Annotated in this window: 20 protein-coding genes; 15 read left to right on the top strand and 5 right to left on the bottom strand. The window is 71.8% G+C overall.

Features of this window, described 5'->3' with window-relative positions:
* Window positions 1–127 precede the first annotated feature (127 nt).
* Together L1885_RS05625 and L1885_RS05620 are read right to left on the bottom strand one after the other, a co-directional pair.
* Complete coding sequence (locus L1885_RS05625; protein WP_235795850.1) at window positions 128–511, bottom strand: DUF3037 domain-containing protein; 384 nt, start codon at window positions 509–511, stop codon at window positions 128–130.
* The gene (locus L1885_RS05620) at window positions 508–1,350 is read right to left on the bottom strand and encodes a HipA family kinase (protein ID WP_235795852.1); all 843 of its coding nucleotides are present in this window, start codon (window positions 1,348–1,350) and stop codon (window positions 508–510) included. The genes L1885_RS05625 and L1885_RS05620 overlap by 4 nt, the downstream gene beginning before the upstream one ends.
* A 578-nt stretch (window positions 1,351–1,928) precedes the next feature.
* Here L1885_RS05620 and L1885_RS05615 point away from each other — a divergent pair.
* Together L1885_RS05615 and L1885_RS05610 are read left to right on the top strand one after the other, a co-directional pair.
* On the top strand, window positions 1,929–2,108 hold the full coding sequence (locus L1885_RS05615; RefSeq protein WP_372481862.1) for an MbtH family protein: 180 nt from the start codon (window positions 1,929–1,931) through the stop codon (window positions 2,106–2,108).
* Between the two features lie 645 nt (window positions 2,109–2,753).
* Window positions 2,754–3,197, top strand: coding sequence for an SRPBCC family protein (locus tag L1885_RS05610; RefSeq protein WP_235795851.1), 444 nt, complete (start codon window positions 2,754–2,756; stop codon window positions 3,195–3,197).
* A 268-nt stretch (window positions 3,198–3,465) separates the two neighbouring features.
* Here the strand turns inward: L1885_RS05610 and L1885_RS05605 are convergent, their stop codons facing one another.
* Both L1885_RS05605 and L1885_RS05600 read right to left on the bottom strand, forming a co-directional pair.
* Window positions 3,466–3,768, bottom strand: coding sequence for a WhiB family transcriptional regulator (locus L1885_RS05605; protein WP_235795849.1), 303 nt, complete (start codon window positions 3,766–3,768; stop codon window positions 3,466–3,468).
* Window positions 3,769–3,907: 139 nt separating this feature from the next.
* On the bottom strand, window positions 3,908–5,500 hold the full coding sequence (locus L1885_RS05600; protein ID WP_235795848.1) for a sensor histidine kinase: 1,593 nt from the start codon (window positions 5,498–5,500) through the stop codon (window positions 3,908–3,910).
* Between the two features lie 103 nt (window positions 5,501–5,603).
* Here L1885_RS05600 and L1885_RS05595 point away from each other — a divergent pair, with 103 nt between their 5' ends.
* The 10 genes from L1885_RS05595 (at window position 5,604) to L1885_RS05550 (ending at window position 16,843) form a co-directional block, all read left to right on the top strand.
* Entirely contained in the window at window positions 5,604–6,410 is an 807-nt protein-coding gene (locus L1885_RS05595) for a response regulator (protein ID WP_235795847.1), read from the top strand.
* Between the two features lie 813 nt (window positions 6,411–7,223).
* Complete coding sequence (locus L1885_RS05590; RefSeq protein ID WP_235795846.1) at window positions 7,224–7,964, top strand: class I SAM-dependent DNA methyltransferase; 741 nt, start codon at window positions 7,224–7,226, stop codon at window positions 7,962–7,964.
* Window positions 7,965–8,641: 677 nt separating this feature from the next.
* Entirely contained in the window at window positions 8,642–9,418 is a 777-nt protein-coding gene (locus L1885_RS05585) for an enoyl-CoA hydratase/isomerase family protein (protein WP_235795845.1), read from the top strand.
* A 63-nt stretch (window positions 9,419–9,481) separates the two neighbouring features.
* On the top strand, window positions 9,482–11,017 hold the full coding sequence (locus L1885_RS05580) for an acyl CoA:acetate/3-ketoacid CoA transferase (RefSeq protein WP_235795844.1): 1,536 nt from the start codon (window positions 9,482–9,484) through the stop codon (window positions 11,015–11,017).
* A gap of 43 nt (window positions 11,018–11,060) precedes the next feature.
* Window positions 11,061–12,416 (top strand): MFS transporter, encoded by a 1,356-nt coding sequence (locus tag L1885_RS05575; protein ID WP_235795843.1) that lies wholly within the window; start codon window positions 11,061–11,063, stop codon window positions 12,414–12,416.
* Window positions 12,417–12,427: 11 nt separating this feature from the next.
* A complete protein-coding gene (locus L1885_RS05570; RefSeq protein ID WP_235795842.1) occupies window positions 12,428–13,183 on the top strand; it encodes an SDR family NAD(P)-dependent oxidoreductase in 756 nt (251 codons plus the stop codon).
* A gap of 24 nt (window positions 13,184–13,207) precedes the next feature.
* Window positions 13,208–14,224: a LacI family DNA-binding transcriptional regulator gene (locus L1885_RS05565; RefSeq protein ID WP_235795841.1), complete on the top strand. Its 1,017-nt coding sequence runs from the start codon at window positions 13,208–13,210 to the stop codon at window positions 14,222–14,224.
* 122 nt (window positions 14,225–14,346) lie between these two features.
* The gene (locus tag L1885_RS05560; RefSeq protein WP_235795840.1) at window positions 14,347–14,829 is read left to right on the top strand and encodes a MaoC/PaaZ C-terminal domain-containing protein; all 483 of its coding nucleotides are present in this window, start codon (window positions 14,347–14,349) and stop codon (window positions 14,827–14,829) included.
* Window positions 14,826–16,004: a dihydrodipicolinate synthase family protein gene (locus L1885_RS05555; RefSeq protein WP_235795839.1), complete on the top strand. Its 1,179-nt coding sequence runs from the start codon at window positions 14,826–14,828 to the stop codon at window positions 16,002–16,004. Before L1885_RS05560 ends, L1885_RS05555 begins: the two co-directional genes overlap by 4 nt.
* Entirely contained in the window at window positions 16,001–16,843 is an 843-nt protein-coding gene (locus L1885_RS05550; protein ID WP_235795838.1) for a sugar phosphate isomerase/epimerase family protein, read from the top strand. The genes L1885_RS05555 and L1885_RS05550 overlap by 4 nt, the downstream gene beginning before the upstream one ends.
* A 332-nt stretch (window positions 16,844–17,175) precedes the next feature.
* On the opposite strand, the gene L1885_RS05545 is transcribed toward L1885_RS05550, so the two are convergent.
* The gene (locus L1885_RS05545; protein WP_235795837.1) at window positions 17,176–21,042 is read right to left on the bottom strand and encodes a S8 family serine peptidase; all 3,867 of its coding nucleotides are present in this window, start codon (window positions 21,040–21,042) and stop codon (window positions 17,176–17,178) included.
* Between the two features lie 574 nt (window positions 21,043–21,616).
* Between L1885_RS05545 and lpdA the strand changes: the two genes are divergently transcribed.
* The 3 genes from lpdA (at window position 21,617) to L1885_RS05530 (ending at window position 25,654) form a co-directional block, all read left to right on the top strand.
* Window positions 21,617–23,017 (top strand): dihydrolipoyl dehydrogenase, encoded by a 1,401-nt coding sequence (lpdA, locus tag L1885_RS05540; protein WP_235795836.1) that lies wholly within the window; start codon window positions 21,617–21,619, stop codon window positions 23,015–23,017.
* A gap of 439 nt (window positions 23,018–23,456) precedes the next feature.
* Window positions 23,457–25,025, top strand: coding sequence for an MFS transporter (locus tag L1885_RS05535; RefSeq protein WP_235795835.1), 1,569 nt, complete (start codon window positions 23,457–23,459; stop codon window positions 25,023–25,025).
* Between the two features lie 5 nt (window positions 25,026–25,030).
* Window positions 25,031–25,654: a helix-turn-helix domain-containing protein gene (locus L1885_RS05530; protein WP_235795834.1), complete on the top strand. Its 624-nt coding sequence runs from the start codon at window positions 25,031–25,033 to the stop codon at window positions 25,652–25,654.
* The last annotated feature ends 430 nt before the right edge of the window (window positions 25,655–26,084 follow it).

The raw sequence follows: 26,084 nt of genomic DNA, 5'->3' as shown, positions 1-26,084 counted from the left end.
GCCGACGGCGTCCGGCCCGGGATCGGCGCGGGCCGGACGCGGGGAACGGCACAGGCCCCGCACCGGGGGCGGCGCGGGGCCCGGAGCAGCCCCGGAGCCCCTCGGAGGGGCCGCCGCACCGGCCGCCTCAGCGCACCAGCAGCGCCAGCAGGCGTTCGGCCTCCGCCTTGGGGTCGGCCGTCAGCCCCGTGTGGACGGGGCCGGGCTGGACGACCGTCGAGCGCGGCGCGATCAGCCAGCGGAACCGGCGACCGGGGTCGTCCCCGCTCGCCTGCCCCGCTCCGACACCTCCGTCGCAGACGGACTCGACGGCCGCCAGCGCGGAGCGCACGCCGGCCAGGTCGACCGTCGGGTCGAGGGCCAGCAGGCGCGCCTCGTCGAGATGGGTCCGCGCGGCGATGAACGACCGCGCCCGGCAGTAGAGGATCACGCCCGCGTTGCAGCACTCGCCGCGCTCCACACGCGGCACCACGCGCAGCAGCGCGTACTCGTAGACGTCCCGCGCGCTCATCGGCCGCCGTCCTGTCCGTCGGGGCCCGTGGGCCGCAGGCGGGCCGCGAGCCAGCCGGGAGCCTGGGAGGGGCGCGTCGTGGTGGGTGCGTCCATGACGATCCGTTCGTGGACGGTGGCGGCCCTGGCCAGGAGCGGGGCGACGTAGGCGCGCCGGACGTCGTCCGCGGTCGTGAAGCCGGGCTCGTCGACCAGCCACTCGTCGGGCACGGCCGCCGTGATCTCCGTCAGCAGCTCCTCGGTGACCCGGGGGGCGAGTTCGGCGGCGGCCGCCGCGACGTCCGGCACGAAGGGCGCGAGCGCGTGGTCGGAGGCGTTGTACGGCTTCGCGGCGGAGGCCTCGGCGGTGGGCCAGTTGTGGTGCCAGATCATGGTGGCGCCGTGGTCGATGAGGTACAGGTCGCCGTGCCACACGAGCATGTTCGGGTTGCGCCACGAGCGGTCGACGTTGTTGATCAGCGCGTCGAACCAGACCACCCGCCCCGCCTCCGCCGGGCCGACCTCGTACGCCAGCGGGTCGAAGCCGAGTGATCCCGGCAGGAAGTCCATGCCGAGGTTCAGGCCGCCGCTGGCCTTCAGCAGCTCCTGGACCTCCTGGTCGGGCTCGGACAGGCCGATGACGGGGTCGAGCTGCATGAGGACCAGCTCCGGCACCCGCAGTCCGAGGCTGCGCCCGAGCTCGCCGCAGATGATCTCGGCGACGAGCGTCTTGCGCCCCTGCCCGGCACCGGTGAACTTCATGACGTACGTGCCGAGGTCGTCGGCCTCGACGATCCCGGGGAGCGACCCGCCTTCACGCAGGGGCGTGACATAGCGGGTCGCCGTCACCTCATTCAGCATTTCCTGGGCCATCCATCTCATACACCTTGCATTCCATGGTCGCTTCCCGAGGGGTGCGACAGAGCGCAGCACCCTCCGGCGGAGCCGGGGAGAATCCGGGGAGTTGTGACCGGCCTGCCGGCCACCGTCGCTCCCCCGGCGTTCGATCGAGGACGGCCCGCCCCTTGCCACCGGCCTCGGGCACGAGGTGAGCATAGTAACCGAGGGTGATCGAGGGCGAGGAGTGCCCGAGCAGACGCGCCAAGGTCACGGCGGACTCCCCGGCCTCGGCATATCGAGGCGTACGCATGCCGCAGCACGTCGAAGCGGCCCGTGCGGCCGCGGCCCGCTGCCAGGGCTCGCCCCGCGCATGCGCCGGGATCACGCCGGCCGCGGCCGGCGCGGGTTTCCAGGAGGGGGTGTTCCGCGTGTTCACCGTGCGGGGCCGTCGACAGGAAGTGGGCGGCAGCCCGACCGCCGGGTCCCGAAGTCGGCCGGTCGCCTCGGGGAGCAGCCCCGAGAAACCTGAGGCCCGGACAACTACCGGGAAAAACCCAGTCGTTGTCTCGACAATGGGGCAGCAGGAAGGCGGACGCGCCATGACCAACCCGTTCGAGGACCCGGAGGGACGCTTCCTCGTGCCGGTCGACGACGAAGGCCGGTATCGGCTCTGGCCCGTCTTCGCCGACGTGCCCGAAGGCTGGACCGTCGCCCACGACGAGGACACCCGGGCCGCCTGCCTGGAGTGGATCGAAGCCACCTGGACCGGCGGCCCCTGAGCCTGATCGCCGCCGTGGACGCCGTGCCGGGCTCGGATTCCCGGGCCGATGAGCGGGATCACCGTCGCATACCCGCCAGGCGCTGCCGGTTCCGCCCTGGAGCAGGACGCCCACGGCCTCAGGGCGCAGGTCGAGGGGTTGCGCGCGCGGCTGCCCGCGCGCCCGGAACGCACAGCTGCCCAGGACCGCGGGGCACGCCGACTTCTGTCCCAAGCACGCCTCGGCCAGGCCCGCCGGTCGGCTCCTCGGCTCCGTCTCGCCCACGGCCGGCACCGGCTGCCGAGGATCGGCGGGCAGCGGCGCGGAGTCGGCGCTTCGACGCACTCGGCACCCTCCGTTTCCGCCTGCCCGTATGCGAGCCTCGACCCGCCCGCCGCTCCCCGCGGCCGCACAAGGGGGCCCCAGGGCGGCACCCGTTCGCCTCCGCCGCCCGGTCGCCCCGTGCCGCCGGCCCCGAGCCGCCGAGGGCGGTGCAAGCGTGGGGTGGCCGGCAGCCGACGCGGGGCCGCCGCGGACCGCGGCAGATGCCCGGCCCGACGCGCACGCTCGCGCACGAGCATCGGCCAGGTCCGGGCGGGTACTCGGTGACACGCGACCGCCGCCCGGCCGCGAGAGCCGGCCTCCTTCGACAGACAGGTGTCCACCATGGTCCACGTCGTGCGCTCGATGACTGTCGACAGGCCGCTCGACGCGGTGGTCGCCTACCTGGCCGACTTCTCCCATGCGACGGAGTGGGATCCGGGCACACGGGAGTGCACCCGCCAGGACCAAGGTCCCGTCGAGGTCGGCGCGGTGTGGCACAACGTCTCCGAGCTGCGCGGCCGGCGCACGTCTCTGACCTACCGGCTCACCCGGATGGAGGCGGACCGGCTGACGTTCGTCGGCACCAACGACACGGCGACATCCACCGACGACCTCACCTTCGAATACCAGGGCACGACGACTCTCGTCGTCTACCACGCGACCGTCACGTTCAACGGCCTGGCCAAGCTGGCCGACCCCTTCATGCGCCGCGTCTTCGAACGCCTGGGAGACGAACTCGTCCGCTCCCTGCCCGCCGCCGTCGAGGCCCGGGTCGCACCCGCCTGAGAACCGCGCCCTGGCTTGCGTCGACCAGCCTCGCGCGGTGCCGTCCGGGCGTCTCCGGCCGGCCCGCCGGCGTCTCGTCCTCAGGGATCCGCGTGGTCGCGGGGCAGGCCGTTGCCGGCACATGCGCTGAGCCCGCGGGTGACGAGTGCCGTGCGGGGGCGGAGCCGGCGGCGGGAGGTCGTATGTGCCCCGGCGCCACCCGTCGGCGGGTGGGCGGACATGGCCCGGGCCGCGGGCCGGCCGGATGCCCGGAGTACGGGGGCGGTTGCTAACGAGTCGAGAAGGCGGCGGCCGGAGAACTGTCCGGCGTCGGGGCCTGGGCGCGCGCGTCGGTGAGGAGGCGCTTCCACGAGGTGACGTGCGGTCGGCGCCTGAGGAGGGCACGTCGCTCCCGTTCCGTCATGCCTCCCCACACGCCGAACTCGATTCGCTGGTCGAGGGCGTAGCCCAGGCACTCGGTCTCCACGGGGCAGCTGCCGCAGACCGTCTTCGCGCGGTGCTGCTCGGCCCCCTGGACGAACATCACGTCCGGTTGGTCCTTGCAGGCCGCGCGGCTGTTCCAGGTGTTCATGCGTCGCCCCACCCCCGTTCTCGAATGGCATATTCATTTGCACGCTCAACCGTGAGGCTAGGCAGGCCAGTTGACGCGAGTCGAGGCGGTAGTTGCACATTCACCTATTCGAGTGAGTCGAAAAGGGGCAGAACTAGTTTCATTGCGGAGAATCTTCGCGCCCGTCATGGTCATCCGTGGTCGCTTCCGAAACGGGAAGCGTAAAAAAGATCTTGAGGCCGGGTGTGTGATCAGAGTCGACGCCTATGGTGCCGCCGTGGTATTCGACGATCTTCTTGCACAGGGCCAGCCCGATGCCGTTGCCGGGATACTGCTCGCGGGTGTGCAGGCGCTGGAAGATGACGAAGACGCGTTCGGTCTGATCCGGACCGATGCCGATGCCGTTGTCGGCCAGTTCGAAACGCCACAGGCCCGCTTCGTCGGGGCGGGCGGAGAGGTGGACGCGCGGGGCTCGCTCGGGGGCCCGGAATTTCAGGGCGTTGCTGATCAGGTTCTGCAGGAGCATGCCCATCTGCGTGGGGTCCGCGTCCACGGTGGGCAGCACGTCGTGGGTGACGCGGGCGCCGCCGTCTTCGATCGCCAGGCCGAGCGCGTCGTGCGCGTCCGTGAAGGTCTTCTCCAGGTCGACGCGGGTGCGGTCGGTGTGGAGGCGCCCGACGCGGGAGAAGTCCAGGAGGTCGTTGATGAGGGTCTGCATGCGCTGGGCGCCGTCGACGGCGAAGTGGATGTACGTGCGGGCCCGCTCGTCGAGTTCGGCGGCGTAGCGGCGCTCCAGGAGCTGGCAGAAGCTGGCGACCTTGCGCAGGGGTTCTTGCAGGTCGTGGGAGGCGACGTAGGCGAACTGCTCCAGTTCGGCGTTGGATCGGCGCAGTTCCGTGGCCTGCTCGTCCATGCGGGCGCGCGCGTCCTGGCTGAAGCCCAGCTCGGCGGTCAGGCGCCGGCGCATGGCCTCCACGTCCGCGGCCAGGAGCCGGAAGTCGGCCGGCCCGGTGCCGGTGACGGGATGGGTGAAATCGCCGTGCGCGACGGTGCGCACATCGGCGGAGAGGCGATCCATGGGACGGGTCACGCCCTGGCGCAGGGCCACGAAGACGAGCACGAAGAGGGCGGTCAGGACCGCGGCTATGGCGCTGAAGGTCGCGTTGCGCAGGGTGCGGGCGTCGGCGAGGTCTCTGCGGGCGCCGGCCCGCTGGGCCTGCTGAGCGTCCTGCTGGCGGCCCAGGGCGGCGCGCACCGGGGCGAAGGCACTCGCGTCTGCGGATCCGCGATCGGCCGCGGCGCTGCGCGGGTTCTCGGCCTCGGCGATCGCTTCCGCGAAGTCGTGCTGCCAGGTGGCGATCCGCCCGCGGACCCGGTCGAGGTCCCGCGCGGTGGCGGGATCGGCACGGGCCAGGGCAGTCAGCTGCTTCACGGCGGCGTCCTGGCGGTTCCTCGCGTCTCGATAGCCTGCGAGGAAGGAGGAGCGGCCCGTTGCCCCGTAGGCGCTGATCGCGCTCTCCTGTTCGAGGACGGCTCCCTCCAGACGTGTGGAGGCGATCAGCGCCGGCGTCGAGTGATCGACCAGGCGGTTGTTGATCGCGGTGGAGTGAGCGAGCGTCCACGTGCCCAGTGCGGACAAGCCGAGGAAGACGACGAACGCGCCCGCGGTCCCCCACGCCAGCCAGCGACGCGTCGTCCAGCCCGCCACAAGCCTCCGACCGGCCGACGGGTCCGGGTGAGCCTCAACCGTCACACGTGCCTCCCTGACCGCGCCAGCTCCCGCTGGCGCGGCACAGACTACTACCGAACGACAACAGTTGTTGTCGGGCATGTGTGGGGGCGGATATCGTGCGGGCATGACCCCGGACCCCCCCAGCCGGACAGGCACCGACCAGCCGACGCAGGACCTGGCGCGGCAGGCGTTGGCGGACCTCGCCCGCAACCTGGCCGGTCAGGCGCCTGCTCCGGCGGGGACTGGGGAACAGGGCGACGCCGATGCCTGCCTCGCCCGGCTGCGGGCGCTCGCGCACCTGCGCGCCGCCGTCGAGCACTGCGCGGAACTCGAAGCCCGCGCCGCGGCCCTCGCCGGCGCCGGCTATCCGCAGCTCGGCGATGCCTGGGGCATCACCCGCCAAGGCGCACGCCGCCGCTGGCCCGGCCTGGTCTTCACCGCACAGCCCCCCACCCGGCCCCTTCCGGCCTCCAGCACGAGGAGCCCCGCCATGGACCTGCTCGACAGCCACCGCACCTACAGCGTCCTGCTCGTCGAGGACGATCCCGGCGACGCGCTCCTCATCCAGGACGCCCTGAGCGAGCACGGCATGGCCCGCGGCATCACCCAGGTCCACGACGGCCTCGCCGCCCTGGAACACCTGCGCTCAGCCGGCAACGAGCGCCCCGACCTCATCGTGCTGGACCTGAACATCCCCCGCATGAACGGCCGCGAACTCCTCGCCGTCCTCAAGGACGACCCCGCCCTCAGCAGCATCCCCGTCGTCGTGCTGACCACCTCCGCCGCGCCCGACGACATCGAGGACGCCTACCGCCAGCACGCCAACGCCTACGTCACCAAGCCAGTCAACCTCGACGAGTTCATCGACTCCGTGCAGAGCATCGACACCTTCTTCCTCGACACCGCGATCCTCCCGCCCCGCCACCCCTGAGATCGCGGCTCGCCCTGCTTCCGACGCCGGAACCGCTCAACGCCGGCGCCTCAACCGCCCCCGCCACGCCCCGCGTCCTACGCCTCCCGCGAGCAGAGGAAGCCACACGCCATGGTGGTCTCGGGAGCATCCCGCGGCCGCGTCGTACTGACCACACCACGGCGAAACTCCCCGGCCGGAGCACTGGAGCTGCTGCGGCTCAGGGGCGAGGGGGTCGCCTCGCACGGGCCGTGTCGTAACGGCGGCGGGACGCACAGATCGCCCGGGGCTGCAGGACTTCAGGACGTACGCCCGAGGTCGTCAGCCTCCACGATCCCCGGGAAGCGACCCGCCTCAGCAAGGGCGTGACATAGCGGGTCGCAGTCACCTCATTCAACATACTCCCAGGTCACCCGTCCTGTTTGCCGTGTATCACGGGTGCCTTCGAAGAGACGCCTCACTCCCCCTGTGTTCGGCCGATGGCGGCGTGCCCCTCACTGCCGGCATCCGGCATGAGGAGGGCACGTCGACGGTACCGGTCCTCTTCCCCTTCGGCAGAGCCGAGCGCGACCTTCCCTGGACCGCCGCACATTCACACGTACCCGTCCAGTGTCCAGCCCAACGCCCATCTCGGCGCGGGCTCTTGGAGCTCCGAACGAAATGATCTTCGAGTGGGACGGATACCCGGGACCGATGATCCCGGGGTGCGGGGCGATCCGGCCGAAGCCCCGGCAGGACGACGCCGAATGGTGGGCGGCGTTCGCCGCGCCACGGAGATCCGAATACCAAAAATACGTGGACAGCGCCCCTCGGAACCCGGCACCGTGGCCACTCGTGACGAGCAGTGAACTGTGGACCCGCGCAACCGCCGACCGCTACGACGCGGAGGAGGCCGGAGCGTCCTCAGCTGCCGTTCTCGGTCCGACCCTCGCCTTCCTCGCCGAACTCGCCGGTGACGGCCGGGCATTGGAGTTCGCCATCGGAACCGGGCGCGTGGGCGTCCCGCTGCGGGAACGTGGCGTTCCGGTGGCAGGCATCGAACTGTCCGAGCACATGGCAGCGGTGCTGCGGCGCAAGATCGACGAGGACACCCTCCCGGTTGTCGTCGGAGACATGGCCACCACCTTCGTTCCGGGCGGGTTCACCCTGGTCTACCTCGTCTACAACACCATCACGAACCTGCTCACGCAGCACGAGCAGGTCGAGTGCTTCCGCAACGCCGCACGGCATCTGGAGCCCGGCGGCCGGTTCGTCATCGAGCTGGGCGTGCCGCCGCTGCGGCTCCTGCCGCCCGGCCAGGTCGCGGTGCCGTTCGACGTCTCCCAGCGGCATCTCGGCTTCGACACCTTCGACCTGGTCGAGCAGATGCTCGTCTCGCACCACTTCACGTGCGACGGCGACGACGGCCGCTACCGTCGCGATCACTCCCGGCACCGGTACGCCTGGCCCGCGGAGCTCGACCTGATGGCACGGATCGCCGGGCTCGAGCTGGAACGTCGCGTGGCGGACTGGGACGGTACTCCGTTCACTCAGGACTCCGCGAAGCACGTCTCCGTATGGCGCAAGCCGGCCTGAGGTCGGCCCCGTCGGCGCCCTCCTGTCGGAGGGTGGGGACTGCGGCTGCGCCTGTCGCGGCCGGAGGGGGCTCCGTTCCGCGACGCTCCTCGGAGTACGGGATGGGCCGCTGCGCGAACGCGTCCACGCCGTGCGGGCAGCTCGCGCGTGCCTGCGCGGGCCAGGGCGTACCGCGCAGGCCGTGGCCGCGCGGTACGGGCCGAGGGGCGAGAAGGCCCCTCGGCCCGCACGCCACGTGCCACGTGCGCCCCGCGCCCCGTGCGCCCCGCGCCACGTGCGCCTCCGACACGTTCCCGCCCGCTCGCGCCGGCGGGAACACCGCCGCGCAGTGACCCGCGCCCGCCACCGGCGCCGCGACCACGCCCACCCAGCCGCACGCACAGCGGCGTTCCGTCCACCCCGAACCACCGCACCCACCGTGACCTGCAACTGGAGGGGCGGAACGGCGGCCCCAGGTGGGCCTGCCGCCGTTGCCGGGGTTCGCGGCTCAAGGGCAGCGGCGGCGGGCTTGACGACGGCCGCCTCGATCACGACCCGGCGAGCCACCTACTGACACACCGGCGGTAATCCGCCCATCCGCCCACGCCAAAGACCCTCTGGGCAGTTCTACACCTCTTGTTCACCGGCGAACCCGGAGGTATGGTCCCGGGTAACCGGTTACCTGGAGGAGGGTACTGATGCCGCGTGACAGCGTTGAGCTTGAAGTCGAGGGCGCAGTGGCGACCATCCGGCTCGACAATCCTCCGCTGAACACACTGACCGGGCCCATGCGGCACGCCTTGAAGGAGGCCGCCGAGGCGGTCGCGGCACGGAGCGACGTGCGAGCCGTGATGCTGTGCGCAGCTGGGGAGCGCGCCTTCTCCGTGGGGTCCGACATCACGACCTTCCCTCACGACGCGGTCGAAGGCCGGGTGGTCTCGGAGAGTGAACACGCTGCTTACCGGGCCCTCGAGTCGCTGCCGCAGCCCCTCGTGGCGGCGCTGCGGGGCGACGTCCTCGGCGGGGGCCTCGAACTGGCCCTGACCGCGGATCTTCGGGTCGCCGACGCGGAAGCGCGCTTCGGGCTGCCCGAAGTGCGGATCGGCGTCTTCGCCTCGGGTGGCGGGACCCAGCGCCTGCCCGCGCTCGTCGGAGCCGGAAGGGCGAGTCTGCTCCTGCTGACCGGCCGGGCGATCGATGCCGGTACGGCCCTCGCGTGGGGCCTCGTGTCCCAGGTGACACCGGTCGGACAGGCGGAGTCGGCGGCCCGGGAACTCGCCGAGGAGCTGGCGGCGCTGCCGAAACTCGCGATGAGCGCGACGAAGCGGTGTGTCCGTGAGGGGCTGAGACGGGGGCGCGAGGCGGGAGAGGCCGCCGAGATCGCGGCGATCGCCGAGGTCTACGCGAGCCGTGACGCGCAGGAGGGCGCTCGTGCCTTTCTGGAAAAACGCGCCCCGCGTTTTGTCCATCGGTGAACTCCTCCCGCACGTCGCGGTCCCCGTTCCCGTCTATTTCCGTTCCGAACAGCGAGAAGGAGCATGGTGCGAATTCTGGAGGCCGGTGAGGCAGTGTGTGCCGTCCCGTCCGGGGCCACTGTGGTGATCGGTGGGTCCGGTGGCGGACACGCCGTTCCCGAGGCGCTCATCCGGGCACTTGAGGCCCACTATCTGAAGACCGCGGAGCCCTCCGGCCTCACGGTGGTGCATCCGGTCGGCATCGGCGACAAGAACGAGCAGGGAGCACACCGACTGCGGCACAAGGGGCTGCTCCGGCGGGTCGTGTGCGGCACGGTCGTCGACGCGCCGGGCATAGCCGAGGCGGCGGCGCGGGAGGATCTCGAGCTGTTCACTCTGCCGCAGGGCTCGCTCTCCCAGCTGATGCGGGAGTCCGCCGGCGGCCGTCCCGGGCTGTTCACGGATGTCGGAGTCGGGACCTTCGTCGATCCCCGCCTCGGGGGCGGCAGCCAGGGCGCCCCCGCCGAGGATCCGCCGTCCGAGGCGGTGGAGATCGACGGCGCGCCCCATATCCGCTACCTGCCCCTGCGCCCGGACGTCGCCTTCCTGCGCGGCTCCACCGCCGACGAGCGCGGGAACATCTCCATGGAGGAGGAGGCGTACTTCGGCGAGATGCTCTCCATGGCCCAGGCCGCCCACAACAGCGGCGGCCAGGTCATTGTGCAGGTGGCACGGGTGGTGCCGGCCGGGTCGATCCCGCCGAAGCAGGTGAAGATCCCCCACTTCCTCGTCGACACCGTGGTGCTGGATCCTGACCAGCGCACCACCTACGCCACGGCGTCGAGCCCCGCGTTCGCCGGGCAGGAGCGGGTGGACGTGGGGACACTGGACGCGCTGCCGAAGGGCAGCCGGGGGCTCATCGCCCGCCGGGCCGCGCGCGAGCTGAGCCCGGGCGCGGTGTGCAATCTGGGTTCCGGCATCTCCACGGGTGTGTCGATCGCCGCGGCGGAATCGGGAATCCTCTCGTCGGTGGTGCTCACCAACGAGCAGGGCCTCAACGGCGGCCTGCCCATGAGCGGCCTCGACGCCGGCGCGGCGGTCAACTACGAGGCCATGATCGACCAGCCCTACCAGTTCGACTTCTACGACGGCGGGGGCCTGGACACCGCTTTCCTCTCCTTCGCGGAGATCTCCGCGCGCGGAGATGTGAACATCAGCAGGTTCGGTGGCCGTATTGTCGGTGTCGGTGGCTTCGTCAACATCAGCCAGGCAGCCGCCAAGGTGGTCTTCAGCGGCACCCTCACGGCCGGGGGCCTCGAAGTCGCCTGGGACAGGTCGGCCCGCGCGCTGCGTGTGGTGACCGAGGGCAGGGCCCGGCGCTTCGTGTCCGCTGTCGAGCAGATCTGCTTCAACGGTCCTCTGTCGCAGCAGCGCGGCCAGGAAGTCGTCTTCATCACCGAACGGTGTGTCTTCCGGCTCGCCGGGGGCGGACTCGAACTCGTCGAGGTCGCCCCCGGCATCGACATCGACCGCGACATCCGGGCCAACGTCGACCTCGACTTCAGCGTCGCGGAGGACATGACCCCCATGGACCACCGGCTGTTCGACGCGTCCTACTGACTCCGTCACAGCGTCGGCTTTGATCAGACAAGGAAGTCTCATCATGCGCGAACCAAGCTCCGCGGGCCCCGCCCGCGCCCGGGAGCGAAGGGTCCTCACAGCGGGGACCGTCGGCTCCATCGTCGAGTGGTACGACTTCGGTCTGTACGGCGCGGCGTCCGCACTCGTCATCGGCCCGCTGTTCTTCTCCAGCAGCCTGTCGCACGCCGCCGCGACCATGGCCTCGTTCGCGACCTTCGCGATCGGGTTCTTCGCCCGCCCGCTCGGGGGGCTCCTGATCGCCAATTTCGGCGACCGGCTCGGGCGCAAGCCGGCTCTCGTGTTCACCCTCGTCCTCATGGGCGGCTCGACCATTCTCATGGGCTGCCTGCCGACGTTCGACCAGATCGGGATATGGGCACCCGTCCTGCTCGTGCTGTTGCGGCTGTTGCAGGGCGCGGGGGCGGGCGCGGAACTGGCCGGCACGATCACCATCATCTCCGAGACGGTCGGTCCGTCCCGCCGGGCGTTCGCCACCGCGGTGCCCAACGGGGCGACCGCGATCGGCTCCGCTCTCGGTGTCGTCGCCTTCCTGGTCGTGAATCTGCTGCCCGGCCACATCCTGCTGACCTGGGGCTGGCGCGTCCCGTTCTGGATCAGCGCGGTGATCCTGATGGTCGCGGTCTTCATCCGGCGACGCATCGAGGAAAGCCCCGAATTCGTCGCCGCGAAGACCCGGGCCGACGACGCCGAGCCCCAAAAGGTGCCGATGCTGCAGCTCGCCCGGCGGTACCCCGGCACCACGGCACTCGGCTTCGGCGCCATGGTCGGCCACCAGGCGATGTCCTACATCACCACCACCTTCGCGTTGAGCTACATGCGTGACGACCTGGACCTGTCGCAGACCCTGGCCCTGGTCACCTCGCTGACCGCGTCGCTGGTCGGGGCCTTCCTCGCCGTCGGTGCCGGGGCGCTGGCCGACCGCCTGGGCACCCCGAAGGTGTTCATCGCCGGCGCCGCGTACTGCCTGGTCCTCGCGTTTCCGATGTTCGCCCTGCTCGACACCAGGGCGCCGGCCCTCGTCGTGCTGGCCATCGTGGCGACCTATTCGGTGTCCTTCGGCCTGATGGCCGGTGCGCAGGGTGCCTATCTCGTGGACCTGTTCCCGCCAGAGGTGCGGTTCTCCGGCGTGGCCGTCAGCCGCGAGCTGGCGGGCACGATCATCGGCGGGCCCGCCCCGCTGATCGCCGCCGCGCTGGTGTCGGTCGGCGGCGGTACGCCGTGGCTCTGTGCTCTCTTCCTCGCGCTGTGCTGCGCGGTGTCCGTTGTGTGTCTGGTGATCGGCCGAAGGCGGCTGAGGCAGGAGGCGATCGTGTCCGTGACGGAAGCGGCGGAGCAGCGGGAGGTGCCGGCGACATGAGTGACGGCGACATGAGTGACCCTTTCCGGCTCGATGGAGAAGTCGTGCTGCTCACCGGGGCCGTCGGAGGTCTCGGCCGTCCCATGGCGCGGGCCCTGGCCACCGCCGGAGCGACCGTCGTCATCGGCCACCTCGGCGACGAGGGGCGGGCCGAGGAACTGTCGGCCGAGCTGACCGCCACCGGTGCCGGCGCCCTGGTCGTGGAAGCGGACGTGACGGACGCGGAAGCGGTCGACGAGATGTTCCGGCAGATCGAGCGGCGGGCCGGCCGGTGCACCGTGGTGGTCAACAACGCCGGACTCATGGAAGAGGCTCCGTTCCTGGAGATGACCCAGGACCAGTGGGACCACACCATCCGGGGCGACCTGACCGGACCCATGCTGGTGTGCCAGCGCTTCGCACGCCGGGCCGCGGGCCAGGGCGTGATCATCAACGTCTCCTCCCAGCTGGCCTTCAAGGGGGCACGCAACTTCGTCTCCTACTCCGCCGCGAAGGCGGGGGTGGCGGGGCTGACCCGCGCGCTGGCCCGGGAGCTCGGACCGGGAATCCGGGTCAACGCCATAGCCCCGGGCCCGGTTCTGACGCCGCTGATCGAAGATCTCGCCGCCGACCCCGCGTGGGTGGCGGAGCGCACCTCGGGCGCCGTGACCGGCGCGATCGCAACGCCCGAGGAGATCGCGCCGGTGGTCGTCTTCCTCGCCGCCCGGGCGTCGGTCCAGCTGCACGGCCAGGTGCTCCACGTCAATGGCGGCGGGGTGATGATGTGACCTCCTGGGTTAGGCTGCTCAGCGATGACTTCCGTTCCGTCCGGCCGCAGGCCGACCGTGCGAGACGTCGCCAAGGAGGCCGGGGTCTCGGTGGCGACGGTCTCCCGCGTGCTGGCGGGTGCGCCGAAGTTCGTGGTCGGCGAGACCAGGATCAAGGTCATGGACGCGGCCCGGCGACTCGGGTACGCGACCAACATGGCGGCCAAGAGCCTGGCCACGGGCAAGAACGGAACGGTGGGGGTGGTGGTTCCCGACCTCGGGAACCAGTACTTCACCACCATCGTGCAGGCCGTGGTGCACGCGGCCCGCGACGACGGATTCCATGTGCTGGTCGGAGACACGCTCGACGCGGCGGAGGCGGAGCCTCAGGTCGCCAGGCAGACGCTGACGCGCTCTGACGGCCTGATCGTGTGCAGCCCGCGCTCGGCCGAGCTCGACCTGGCCGAGATGCTGGACGTGGGCAAGCCCACCGTGCTGGTGAACCGCCGCCTCGACGGGGTGGAAGGGGTCTCCAGCGTAGTGACCGACACCCTCGACACCACCGGAAGGCTCGTGGACCACCTGCTCGGGCACGGGCACCGGGCCATCGCGTTCGTCGGCGCCAACGCCGACTCCAAGCAGAACAATGCGCGTTGGGCCCTGATCGAGCGGCAGACCGCGGAGGCGGGGGCCGTGAGCTGGCGCGTACCGCTGGGACACGCGGAGGCCGACCACAGCCGAGTGCTGGAACCGCTGCTGGAGCAGGGGTGCACCGCGATCATGGCGGCGAACGATCTGCAGGCGGCCGTCGTGTACAACGCCGCCGCACAGTTGAATCTGCGGGTACCGGACGACCTGTCCGTGGTGGGGTTCGACGACACGCCCATCGCACGCTGGCTGCGTCCTCGCCTGACGACGGCAACCATGCACGAGCATGCGGTCGGTGAGGCCGCCTGGTCGGCGATGCGGACCCTCCTGGCCGATCCGACGCAGGTCACCCACTCCACCTTCTCCGCGGACGCCGTACTGCGGGACTCCGTCGCCGACGCGCCCCGGCGCTGACCGGAAACCAACACACACAACGGAACGAGGTGACGCGCACGAGAGAGGTAACCGGTTACCCGTCCTCTTTCCGCAGGCGTCACCCGGCCGTCCGCATCGGGCGGCCGCAAGGAAGGACCACGATGAACCCATCAGTCTCCTGGAGCGACCTCACCACGGGACGGCGCTTCGTCACCCGGGCCCGCACCGTCACGGAGTCCGACGTCGTCCAGTTCGCCGGCAGCACCGGTGACTTCTCCCCGATGCACGTCGACCACGAATTCGCCGGGAGGTCGGACTTCGGAGGCCCCATCGCGCACGGGCTCCTGGGCCTGTCCTACGCGCACGGCCTGATGTTCGGCGGCGGCCTGCTGGGCCACAACGCCATCGCCTTCATGGGGATGTCCGACTGGCGCTTCACCGCGCCGATCATGCTGGGCGACACGATCCACGTCGAGTTCACCGTGGAGCACACCCGCGAGCGGCGGAACGACCCCGGCCAAGGACTGGTCACCTTCGACGTCGCCGTCGTCAACCAGGACGGCGTCGTGGTGCAGCGCGGCAAGAAGACGCTCCTCATGCACACCACAACGATCACCACTGAGGCCGGGAGGACAGAGGGATGAGCGCCGTCGTCACGATCGCGGAGAACGGCTCGACGGGACGGCGCACGCTGCGCGCCCCGGAAAGCCTCTCCAAGCCGGTCTCGCCCTTGCGGTCACGCACCGCCTACGCGGCGGCGCACGTCGTGCCCCGCGTCACGGGTGACAACACTCCCGGCGCTCCTGCCGACATCGACTGGGACGCCACGCTGGGCTTCCGCCGCCACCTCTGGTCCTGGGGCCTGGGCGTGGCGGACGCGATGGACACGGCCCAGCGCAACATGGGCCTCGACCCCGCGGCCACCAGGGAGCTCGTCGCCCGCTCGGCCGCCGCGGCGAAGGAGGCCGGAGGAAGCCTGGTGGTCGGCGTGAGCACTGACCACGTCCAGGACGAAGTGATCTCCCTCAGCCGGGTGGTCGACGCCTACGTCGAGCAACTGCACCACGCCGAGGACCAGGGAGCGGGGGTCGTCCTGATGGCCAGCCGCCACCTGGTCAGGGCCGCGGAGACCGCCGCGGACTACGAGCGCGTCTACCGCGGGGTCCTCGCCAGGGCGGGCGCCCCGGTCGTCCTGCACTGGCTGGGGCCCGACTTCGACCCCGTCCTGTCCGGCTACTTCGGTGCCACCGACCCGGCAGCCGCCATGGACACCGTGGTGCGGATCATGTCCGACAACCGGTCGTCGGTGCGCGGGATCAAGATGAGCCTGCTCGACGCCGGACACGAAAGAGCGCTCCGGGCCCGCCTGCCCGCGGAGACCACCATGTTCACCGGCGACGACTACAACTACGTGGACCTCATCGCCGGAGACGGCGAACGGCACTCCGATGCCCTGCTGGGCGCCTTCGCCCTCGTCGCGCCCCAGGCCTCGGCGGCGATCCGGGCACTGGACGCGGAGCAGCCAGAGACGTACCGGCGCGTCCTCGGTCCCACGGAGGCGCTGGCGCGGCACGTGTTCAGCGCCCCCACCTACCACTACAAGACGGGGGTGGCCTTCCTGGCGTGGCTCAACGGGCATCAGCCGGGCTTCACGATGGTGGGCGGTCTGCACTCCGCCCGGAGCCTCCCCCACCTTTCCGGGCTCATCGAGCTCGCCGACGCGGCGGGCGCGCTCGAGGACCCCGGCCTTGCCGCACACCGGTGGCACGCCTGCCTCGCGACGTTCGGGATCGACACGCAGGGAGTGACCCGCCCGTGACAGCACATCCCCGGCTCTCGCTGAACCAGGCCACCGTCAAGCACGCGGACCTGCGGACCACGCTCGGCGTGTGCCGCGACAGCGGCATCCCCGCGGTCGGCCTGTGGCGCGAGTCCGTCCACGACACCGGTCGGGCGGAAGCCGTCCGGCTGCTCGCCGGCTCCGGGCTGCGCCTGTCCAGCCTGTGCCGAGGCGGCTTCTTCACCGCGGCCGAGGGGCGGGCACGACGCGCCGCGCTCGACGACAACCGGCGGGCGATCGAGGAGACCGCGGAACTCGCCGCGGGGGCGGCACCCGGCTCCGCCGCCGTACTCGTCCTGGTCCCGGGCGGACTGCCCGACCGCGACCTGCCGCAGGCCCGCCTCCGCGTCGTCGACGCGATCGCCGAACTGGCCGAGGAGGCCGGGGCCTGCGGAGTCACCCTCGCGTTGGAACCCATGCACCCGCTCTACGCGGCGGACCGCGGTGTCGTCTCCACACTCGGGCAAGCACTCGACATCGCCGAGCAGTTCGCCGGGGTCGGTGTCGTCGTCGACACGTTCCACGTGTGGTGGGACCCGGAGCTGAACGCCCAGATCAACCGGGCCGGCAGGAGCGGGAGGCTGGTCTCGTTCCAGGTGAACGACTGGATCACACCGCTGCCGGCCGACGCCCTGCTCGCCCGCGGCATGATGGGCGAAGGGCACATCGATCTGCCCGCCGTCGCCGCGATGGTGCAGGAGGCGGGGTACCGCGGCGACATCGAGGTCGAGATCTTCAACCAGGAGGTCTGGGACTCGGAACCCGGGGCCGTCGCCGGCGCCGTCGTGGAGGCGTTCGCCAAGCACGTCCTGAGCTGACGCCCCGCGCCCCGGGCGCTCACCGCGAAGACCGCCCCGGGTCCGCACAGTCGCGCCCGGCCCGGGGCAACCCCGGCACCGGCCGAGTTCCCCTCGGAGCACGGCCGGTGCCGATCCCGCGCTGCCGTCCCACGGTCCGCGCAGTCGGCCGCCTCGGCGCTGAAGACGTCGGTCCGGGGCCGTCCCGTCGCTGACACCAAAGTCTCCTGTCAGACACGCTGCGCCCGGCGCCGTTCGGTGCCCGTCCGCCGACGCTGCCGTCAGCCACTGCCGTCACGGCACACATGGTGCCCCACCGGAAGGGAGAGCCGGTGGGACACCACGGCATCCGTCTAGCGAAGGCCGAAGGCCCGGATGACGGTCTGCGTGACGCCGCCGCCGTTGTGCTGCTCGGCGGTGAGCCGGACGGACACGTAGGCGGCGTGGCGAGGTGCGTGGAGTGACCCCTTCCAGGTGCCGTTCTTCTCCTTCAGGGCCTCCTGCTGCCAGGACGCCCCGTCGTCGTAGGAGACCTGGAGTTCGACCGAGGAGGTCGCGTCCTTGGCGGAGTCGCTGCCGAGCACGGTGGGGGTGACGGAGAGGGCCGCGGTGCGCTTCGCCCGCCCCGCAAGGTCCAGGTCGATTCCGTAATCCAGTTGGATCAGCGGTATGGCCGCGGCCTGGACGTCCCCCGTGGGGGCTGCGGAGTCGAACCTCCACTCGGTGTGCGTGGTGGTGGAGTACGGGCTCAGCTCGCTGCTCCCCGCGGTGTCGACGACCAGGCGGTACGGCAGCTTCCGCGTTGCCAGGTCTCCGACGCCGAACGTCGGGACGACCCCGCCCTGCGTCAGCAGGTGGTTGCCCTGGTACAGCGCGAAGTTCCGCGTCATCATGCCGGAATCACCGCTGTGCGCGGACCCTCCGTCACCGAATCCCATGATGTAGCCGCTCATGGAGGTCTCGCCGCGGTACGGGATCTCGTCGCTGGTCATGCGCGGCCGGGTGACGGGGCCGAACCAGCGGTCCTTCTGCTCGCTGCCCGGCCGGGGGCTCACGACGTCCGTGTAGGTCCGCCAGCCGTTGATGCTCGCGTACTGCTGCCACTTGATGCCGTGCCCGGCTGAGACGTAGTCGGTACGCGGTCCCGGGGCGACCATCTCCGTCGGGAACGGCGCGACCCGCACCTCCCCGTACACCGCATGCGGGTTGGCGGCCGGCCCGTACTCGTAGGCCGGGCTGTCCTCGCGACTCTCCATGACCTGCTCGCCGGAGGGCGGGGCGAAGTCGAGATCGATACGGGCGAGACTGCCGGGATCCGTCGCGGCCGAGGGGTCGGCGGGCACCCCGCCATGGTGGTAGTCGACCAGGTCGTACAGGTACTTCGGCGAAGGATGGGCCTCGACGTTCATCCGCACCGTGCCCTTCCGGGCGCCGCTGATCTCCTTGATCAGCGCCTCTCCCTCGTCCAGGGAGACCGATGCGACGGGGATCTGCCCGGCGGTTCGGCCGTCGGGGTCGCCGTACCAGTCGCTCAACCGGCCGTCGCCTTCGTTGACCACCACAAGCATCGCCGCACCGGCAGCGTGCGCCGCGGCCGCCTGATCCGCGGGCGTCACTCCCTCGCTGCTGCGTACGACCACCGCCTTGCCGCGGGCCTTCAGCCCGCTGTATGCGGCCCGCGATCCGGTACCGGCGAAGACGGCGTCCAGGCCCTCGGTGCCGTCCGGGAGTTGCGGGGTGCCGGGCTGCACCAGCGGGGCGTCGTCGAGCCTGTGCCCGCCGTAACTGATCTCCAGCGGCGGCTGCTGCGCGCGGATCCGGGTGGTGAAGACGAAGCTGCCCTGCTTCACCTTGCCGTGGGTCGGCAGGGCCCACAGGCTGTCGTAGGCGGCCGAGGGCCAGATGATCTGGTGCAGGGCCTGCTGGTCCTGGGGTGTGGGCTCACTCGACGTGAACGAGCGGTAGACGTCGATCCTGTCGGCGACGACGCTCGTGGGCTTCGCCGTCGCCACCTTCACCCGTCGTGCTCGCGACGCGTCGAGGTCGACGGTCCGGTCGGCGGTCAGCTCGACCTCGGGAGCGGTCAGCAGCGCGTACCCGAGGGAGTGGGCGCCGTCCAGACCCTGGACGTCCGCCTCGGCGACGACGGTGTAGGAGCCGGGGGCCCAGGCACTGGTGAGCGTCCCGTCCGGGACCCACATCGCGTGGGTCTCTCCGTCGGAGCCCGTGATCTCGACCACTCCGCTCGTGGGCCTGCCCTTGCCGTCCTCCAGATGGACGGTGAGGTCGTGCTTCTCGGACTCGACCGAGACCCCGACGGCGGTGTGGACCACGCCGGTCGCGTAGGCCGCTGTGACCTGAGCCGCGTACTGACCCGGAGCCAGTCCCCCGGGGCTCACCACGATGTCGACCGTCGCGGATCCGTGCGCCGGCACGGCGAGGTGGTCGGCGGCCAGTTCGAACACCGCTGCGGGTGAGGTGCCGGAGTCGGCCGAGAGGGCCAACGTGAGGGCCTTGCCGGTGGTGTTGGTGTACGTGATCTTCCGTGTGATGGGCTTCGGCTGCTTGCCGGGCACCCAGGGAACGAGCCCCGCGTCCACCGAGCCGACGGCGACGACCTGGTCCTTGAAGTAGGCGGCGGCCGCGTCCAGCCGGCCGGTACCCGCCTGGTAGGGGCTGTAGTCGGAGGTCGGCGCGCTGCTGCTCATCAGCGCGTCCTTGATCTGCTGCCCGGTCCAGTCGGGATGCTTCTGGGCCAGCAGCACGGCGGCTCCGGCGACGTGGGGCGTCGCCATGGAGGTGCCGCTCTCCGTGATGTAGTAGCCCTCTCCGTCGCTTGTGTACTGCGAGCGGGCCGCCAGGACGTCCACGCCCGGAGCGGTCATGTCGGGCTTGAGCCCGTCGTCCCCCATACGCGGTCCGGCGGCGGAGAAATCAGCGAGGTGATCGGAGGTGTCCACGGCTCCGACGGTCAGCGCGGCGTCGGCGGTGCCCGGAGAGGTGACGCTGTAGGGGCCGTTCCCGCCGTTGCCCGCGGCGATGACGAAGAGCGCGCCCGTTTCCGCGCTCAACCGGTTCACCGCCTGGCTCAGCGGATCGTCCTGGGTGTGCAGTTCGGTGGTGCCCAGGCTCATGTTGATCACCTTGGCGTGTTCGGTCTCCGCCGCCCACTCCATGCCCTCGATGATCCCCGAGGTCGCCCCCGATCCGGTGTTGTCGAGGACCTTGCCGATCAGCAGGTCGGCGCCCGGGGCGACGCCCCGCTCCTTGCCGTCGGAGGCCGCGCCGGTCCCGGCCACCGTCGAGGCGGTGTGGGTACCGTGGCCGTAGTGGTCGATGATGTCCTCGCCCGGTATGAAGCTCTTGGACGCGACCACGCGGTCCACCAGGTCGGGATGGGTGGTGTCCACCCCGGTGTCCAGCACCGCCACCCGCACGCCGGCACCGGAGCCACCGGCGGCCCAGACCGCGGGTGCGCCGATCTGGGCGGTCGTGTCGGCGAGGGTCGCCCTCGCCCTGCCGTCGAGCCAGACCTTGTCGACGCCGTCGGCGAAGGCCGGGGCCGCGGCGGGGGCGGTGGTGCCCCCGCCGTCCCCCGTGCCGGCGGTCCCGGTGGTGCGGGCCGGGGACGACAGCCGGGCGTTGTGCCGGCCGGCGCCGGTGAGGGCGGACCAGAAGGCGCCGGAGCCGGACCGGTCGGTCCGTACTGCGGCTCCGTTGATGGACGGCAGGTTCAGTGTGGTCCGCGCTTCCGGCAGGTCGATGTCGGGCGAGGAGGCGGCCGGGCGGGCGGCCGGGCCGTTGACCTGTTCGGACGTGAGGGAGGCTTCGTCCGCCGTTCGTGTGACGATCAGCGGGAGCGCGCTGCTGTGCGCGTCGTCGTAGCCCTGGGCCAGCAGCCGCGTGACGTCGAAGAGTTGCTTGTCGAGGTGGTCGGTGGCGATGTAGGCCATGGCCTCGTCCGGATACACATAGGTGTCACCGCCCTCGATGGCCACGCGCACCGAACCGGTCGCGCCCGGCGGGCGCCGGACGGCGTCCACCGAGAGGGCCCCGTGGGGGCCCGTCGTCACCGTCACCTTGTCGCCGGTTATCAGCGTCAAGGTGACGGGCGCGGGCGCCGACGCGTCGACCGCTGCCGCGGGCGGTCCCGACGGATCCGCACCGTACGCCTGAACGGGGATGGCCAAGGTGGCCACCACGGCAATGCCGATGGGCACGGCGGATCTTCGGATGAACGGCAGCTTCACGGCGCCTCCAGAGATGGGAATCGCCGAATTCGATCATGCTGACGTCGACCGGACAAGGTCCCGTCGTCGCAGGAATCACGACGTAACTCAAGATTCACGTACCACCTGGCGGCACCCGGGGTGTTCCGGGCGATCGGGCGGCGGCTTCGTCGCGGGAGGTCGGGCCGGCCGGCCCTCCGTCGTCGCGCCACCCGCCCCTCCGGCGAGCCTCTCCGGCCGGCCGCTCGGACGGCACCGCGATCGTCGGTCCGCACGACGCGCGGGCCCGACCGCGGAGTTCGGACGCGGCGCACGACCAGGGGACAGGCGTGAGGTCACCGGTCAACGGTGCGTCCGCCTGCGGCGGCTCGTCGCGGCGGGTCTGCCGCCGAGGACGAACCGCGCGACGCGCACGGCTCCTTGCGACGGCCCGGTCCGGGACGGCCTCCCGCTTCGGGCAGTTCACCGTCGCGGGTGCGGGGGTGCGGACGCGGCGGGCGGGCCGGCGGCGCGCCGTCGGGTCGGGTTGCGCGCCGGACCCCCGGCGGTCGAGGATTGATTTTTTGTGAGCCAACACTTCGATGTCCTCGTTCTGGGAGCGGGCCCGGGCGGCTACACCGCCGCGGTCCGCAGTGCGCAACTCGGCCTGTCGACCGCCGTGGTCGAGGAACGGTACTGGGGCGGTGTCTGCCTCAACGTCGGCTGCATCCCGTCCAAGGCGCTCCTGCGCAACGCCGAGATGGTGCAGTTCGTGACGAACGAGGCCGAGGCGTACGGCATCAGCGTGGGCGGCGAGGTCTCCGCGGACTACGGGGCCGCCCACCGGCGCAGCCGCAAGGTCGCCGAGGGCCGGGTCAAGGGCGTCCAGTACCTCATGAAGAAGAACGCCATCACCCAGTTCGACGGGCGGGGCGCCTTCGTCGACGACCACACCCTGTCGATCACCGGTTCCGACGGCCGCACGGAGACGGTGACCTTCGGGAACTGCATCATCGCCGCCGGCGCGACCCCCAAGCTGCTGCCCGGCACTGCCCTTTCGGACCGTGTCGTCACGTACGAGAGCCAGATCCTGAGCTCGTCGCTGCCGGACAGCATCGTCATCGCGGGCGCCGGCGCCATCGGGGTGGAGTTCGCCTACGTGCTGCGCAGCTACGGCGTCGAGGTGACCATCGTCGAGTTCCTCGACCGCATGGTCCCGCTGGAGGACGAGGAGATCTCCAAGGAGCTCGCCAAGCACTACCGCAAGCTCGGGATCGAGGTCCTGACGGGCACCGCCGTCCAGTCCATCGACGATTCCGGCTCACGCGTCACCGTGACCGTCGACAAGGCCGGCGAGCGGCGGACGCTGGAGACCGACAAGGTCCTCCAGGCCATCGGCTTCGCCCCGAACGTCGAGGGCTACGGGCTGGAGAACACCGGTGTCCAACTGACCGGGCGCGGCGCCGTCGACGTGGACGGCCGCTGCCGGACAAATGTCCCGCACATCTTCGCGATCGGGGACGTCACCGCCAAGCTGATGCTGGCGCACGCCGCCGAGTCCATGGGCGTCGTCGCGGCGGAGACCATCGCCGACGCCGAGACCATGGAGCTGGACTACACCATGATCCCGCGGGCGACCTACTGCCAGCCGCAGGTCGCCAGCTTCGGATGGACGGAGGCCCAGGCACGCGAGCAGGGCTTCGACGTGCGGGTGGCCAAGTTCCCGTTCACCGCCAACGGCAAGGCGCAGGGCCTGGGCCAGCCCGTGGGCTTCGTCAAGATCATCAGCGACGGTGAGCACGGTGAACTCCTCGGCGCCCACCTCATCGGCCCGGAGGTCACCGAGCTCCTTCCCGAACTGACCCTGGCCCAGCAGTGGGACCTGACGGTCACCGAGGTCGCCCGCAACGTCCACGCCCATCCCACGCTCGGCGAGGCGGTCAAGGAGGCCATCCACGGCCTCGCCGGCCACATGATCAACATGTAGGCGGCCTGCTCCCGCCGCGGTTGCGGCGGGAGCGGGGGAAGAGAGACGCAGAGCGCCCCGGGGTCCCGACAGGGACACCGGGGCGCCGCCGTGCAGGGGTCCCGACAGAGACGCCGGGGCGCCGCTGTCCGAGGAATCGGCCACCGCCAGCCGGGCGGGCGTCGGTGCGCCCGGCTTGCGGGGCATTCCCACCCACGACACCCACGACACCCACGACGCTGACGCCGGGCGGGCCCGCCGGGGGCAGGAGGCAGGGGGCGCCCGGGCCGAAGGCGGCGGAGCCCTCCCGTCCGGCGCGGCCGGCACTCGCCCCGCATTCCCTTGGACGGGCCCCAGCCTGCGGCACCCCCAGCAGAGTGAGGCGCCTCGGGCGGAACCTCGGCCCCGTCGGCCAACAGGCGTAGACATCACGCGTAGACATCGCCTGTAGGCTTGTCGCATGAATCCCCCGAAATCCCGCGACGCCCTCGCCCCGGAGGCGGCACCCCACCGATTCCTGGTGCCCGGGCTGATCTTCGTCGCCATGGTCGTCGCGGTCGTGGGCAGCCTCGGCGCGCCCCTCATCCCGACGATCGCGCAGCAGGACCACATATCCGTGGGGGACGCCCAGTGGGCGCTCACGATCGTCTTCCTCGTGGCCGCGGTCGCCACCCCGGTGGCCGGGCGCCTCGGCGACGGCCCGCACCGCCGCAGGGTCATCATCGGCTCGCTCGCCGCCGTGACGGCGGGCGCCGTGCTCGCCGCGCTCCCCCTCGGTTTCGCGTTCCTGCTCGCCGGGCGCGCCCTCCAGGGGATCGGCCTCGTACTGACCCCGCTGTGCATCGCTGCCGTGCGCGACGCGCTGCCGGCCGAGCGGGCACGGCCGGCAGCCGCCGTGCTGTCGGTCACCACGGTGGTGGGCATCGGTCTCGGCTATCCGGTCACGGGCCTGATCGCGAGCTTCGGAGGCCTGCACGTGGCCTTCTGGTTCGGTGCCGTCGTCGGGGCGCTCGGGCTCACGGTCGCCGCGGTCGTCGTCCCCGTCTCGAAGCAGCGGGTCCGGCGCCCCGTGGACGTGTCCGGCGCGGTACTCCTCGGTGCCGCGCTCGTGGGCTTCCTGCTCGCCCTCAGCGAGGGCGACGGCTGGGGCTGGTCGTCCCCGCTGCTGCTGGGCCTGCTCGCCGGCTCCGTCCTCGCGCTCGCGGGGTGGGTGGTGCGCGAACTGTGCGCCGCCCACCCGCTGGTGGATCTTCGGCTGCTGCGCACCAACGCGGTGCTGACGGCCGATGCCGTCGGGCTCCTCGCCGGTGTGGGGATGTACCTGCCCATCTCCCTGGTGACGCGCTTCATCCAGACGCCGGCCGACAGCGGGTACGGCCTGGGCGGGTCGGTGTTCCTGGCCGGCCTGGCGCTCACGCCGTTCTCCGCCGCGAGCGCCGTGTCGACGCGCCTCACCCGGGCAGCGGTGTCGCGGATGTCCTCGGGCACGGCGCTGGCGCTCGGCTCGGGCGTGGGCCTGCTGGCGCTGGGCGCCTTCAGCCTCGCGCACGGCTCGCTGTGGGAGATCTTCACCGTCATGGCGCTCGCCGGCCTCGGCGTGGGCGCGATCTTCGCCGTCGTCCCCGGGCTCATCGTCGGTGCGGTACCCGTCCAGGAGACGGGCAGTGCCACCAGTTTCAACCAGGTCATCCGGTACGTCGGCTACGCCTCCGGCAGCACGCTCAGCGCCGTGGTCCTCGCGGCCCACACCCCCTCCGGCAGCGCCCTGCCGGAGGATCGCGGGTACACCGTCGCGGGTCTCATAGGGTGTGTGATGTGGATCGCGACCGCTGCCGTCGCCCTGGTGCTCCCGCGCCTGGGAGACCGTACGCGCGCCGCGTCCGCGGCCGGCACGGTCGCCCGGGGCGACCGGGTGCTGGCCGACGAGGGCCTGGCCGATGCCGAGGCGGCGGGGCCGGTGCCGGCCGCCGGCGCCGCGGCGGGGGCCGGGCCGGCGCAGCGGGTACGAACCGACGCAACAGGAGATTGAGGTCCATGCCGCCGAACCCCAGGCAGCCCGGCCCCGCGGCGCGTGATCCGCGCGGCACGCACGCGCCGGCCCCCGTGCCGACCGGACGCCCGGAGCCCCGGCGGCGGGACGCGGCGGCAAGCCGCGAGCGTCTTTTGACGGCCGCCGGGGAACTCTTCGCAGAGCGCGGTTACGACCGCACCACCGCACGGGACATCGGCGAACGGGCCGGCGTCGACCCGTCGATGATCGCGCGGTATTTCGGCGGCAAGGCCCAGTTGTTCATCGCGGTGCTGAACGCGGAGAACGACGCGGAGAGCTTCGCCGACCTCTTCGACGACGCCCGGCTCGCCGGGCTCTTCGAGCGCATCGACCGGCAGGGGCCCGGGCCGGTCACGCAGGTGGCGGTGCGTCCGTACGACGATCCCGCGGCGCAGGCCGCGGCGGCCGAGGAACTGGATCGCCGCATCGTCGGCCCGCTGCGCGAGCACTTCGCCGAACGGGACGACGAACAGGGAGCCCTGAAGGCCGAGTTGCTCGCGGCGGCCTTCGTCGGCGTCGCACTCGCCCGCCGCGCGGGCACGCTGCGGCAGCTGGCGGCGGCGGACCCGGCCGACCTGCTGCCGCTCGTGCACCGGCTGCTGCGGTGACGCACGCCTCCTGACACCCGCGATCCGTCGGGGCGCGACGCCCATGAGCAGGCCGGGCGCGGACCTGAGGGCACGAAACTCTTTGCGTGCGTGTCCTGTTGTCCCCATGATCGTTGAGACTGCAACAGGACGCCGCCGCCCCGGTGCCTCCGGATCGTGCTCCGGCCCCGGCTCCGGGCCCCCACCGGCGGCGTCCTGCCGGCCTCGGCGGCGGCGCAGGTCCGCCGCCGGTGACGGGGCCGTCGGGCGCGGGCATCCCCGACACCGGCCACCGCGCTCGTACGAGCCCCCGGCCTCCGCGCGCAGGTCCCTCAGCCCAGCCCGTGGCACCCGCGGCACGGCGGTGACCCGTCACCCGTTCAGCCCGGGCGCGGACGCGGAAGCGGGCCCGCAGTAGGGTCGTTGCGCCGGACGTGGGCCGCGCGCCACC

The sequence above is a fragment of the Streptomyces fuscigenes genome, from assembly GCF_021556455.1.
GTDB lineage: Bacteria > Actinomycetota > Actinomycetes > Streptomycetales > Streptomycetaceae > Streptomyces > Streptomyces fuscigenes.
This window is presented reverse-complemented; position numbering and strand designations above follow the sequence as displayed.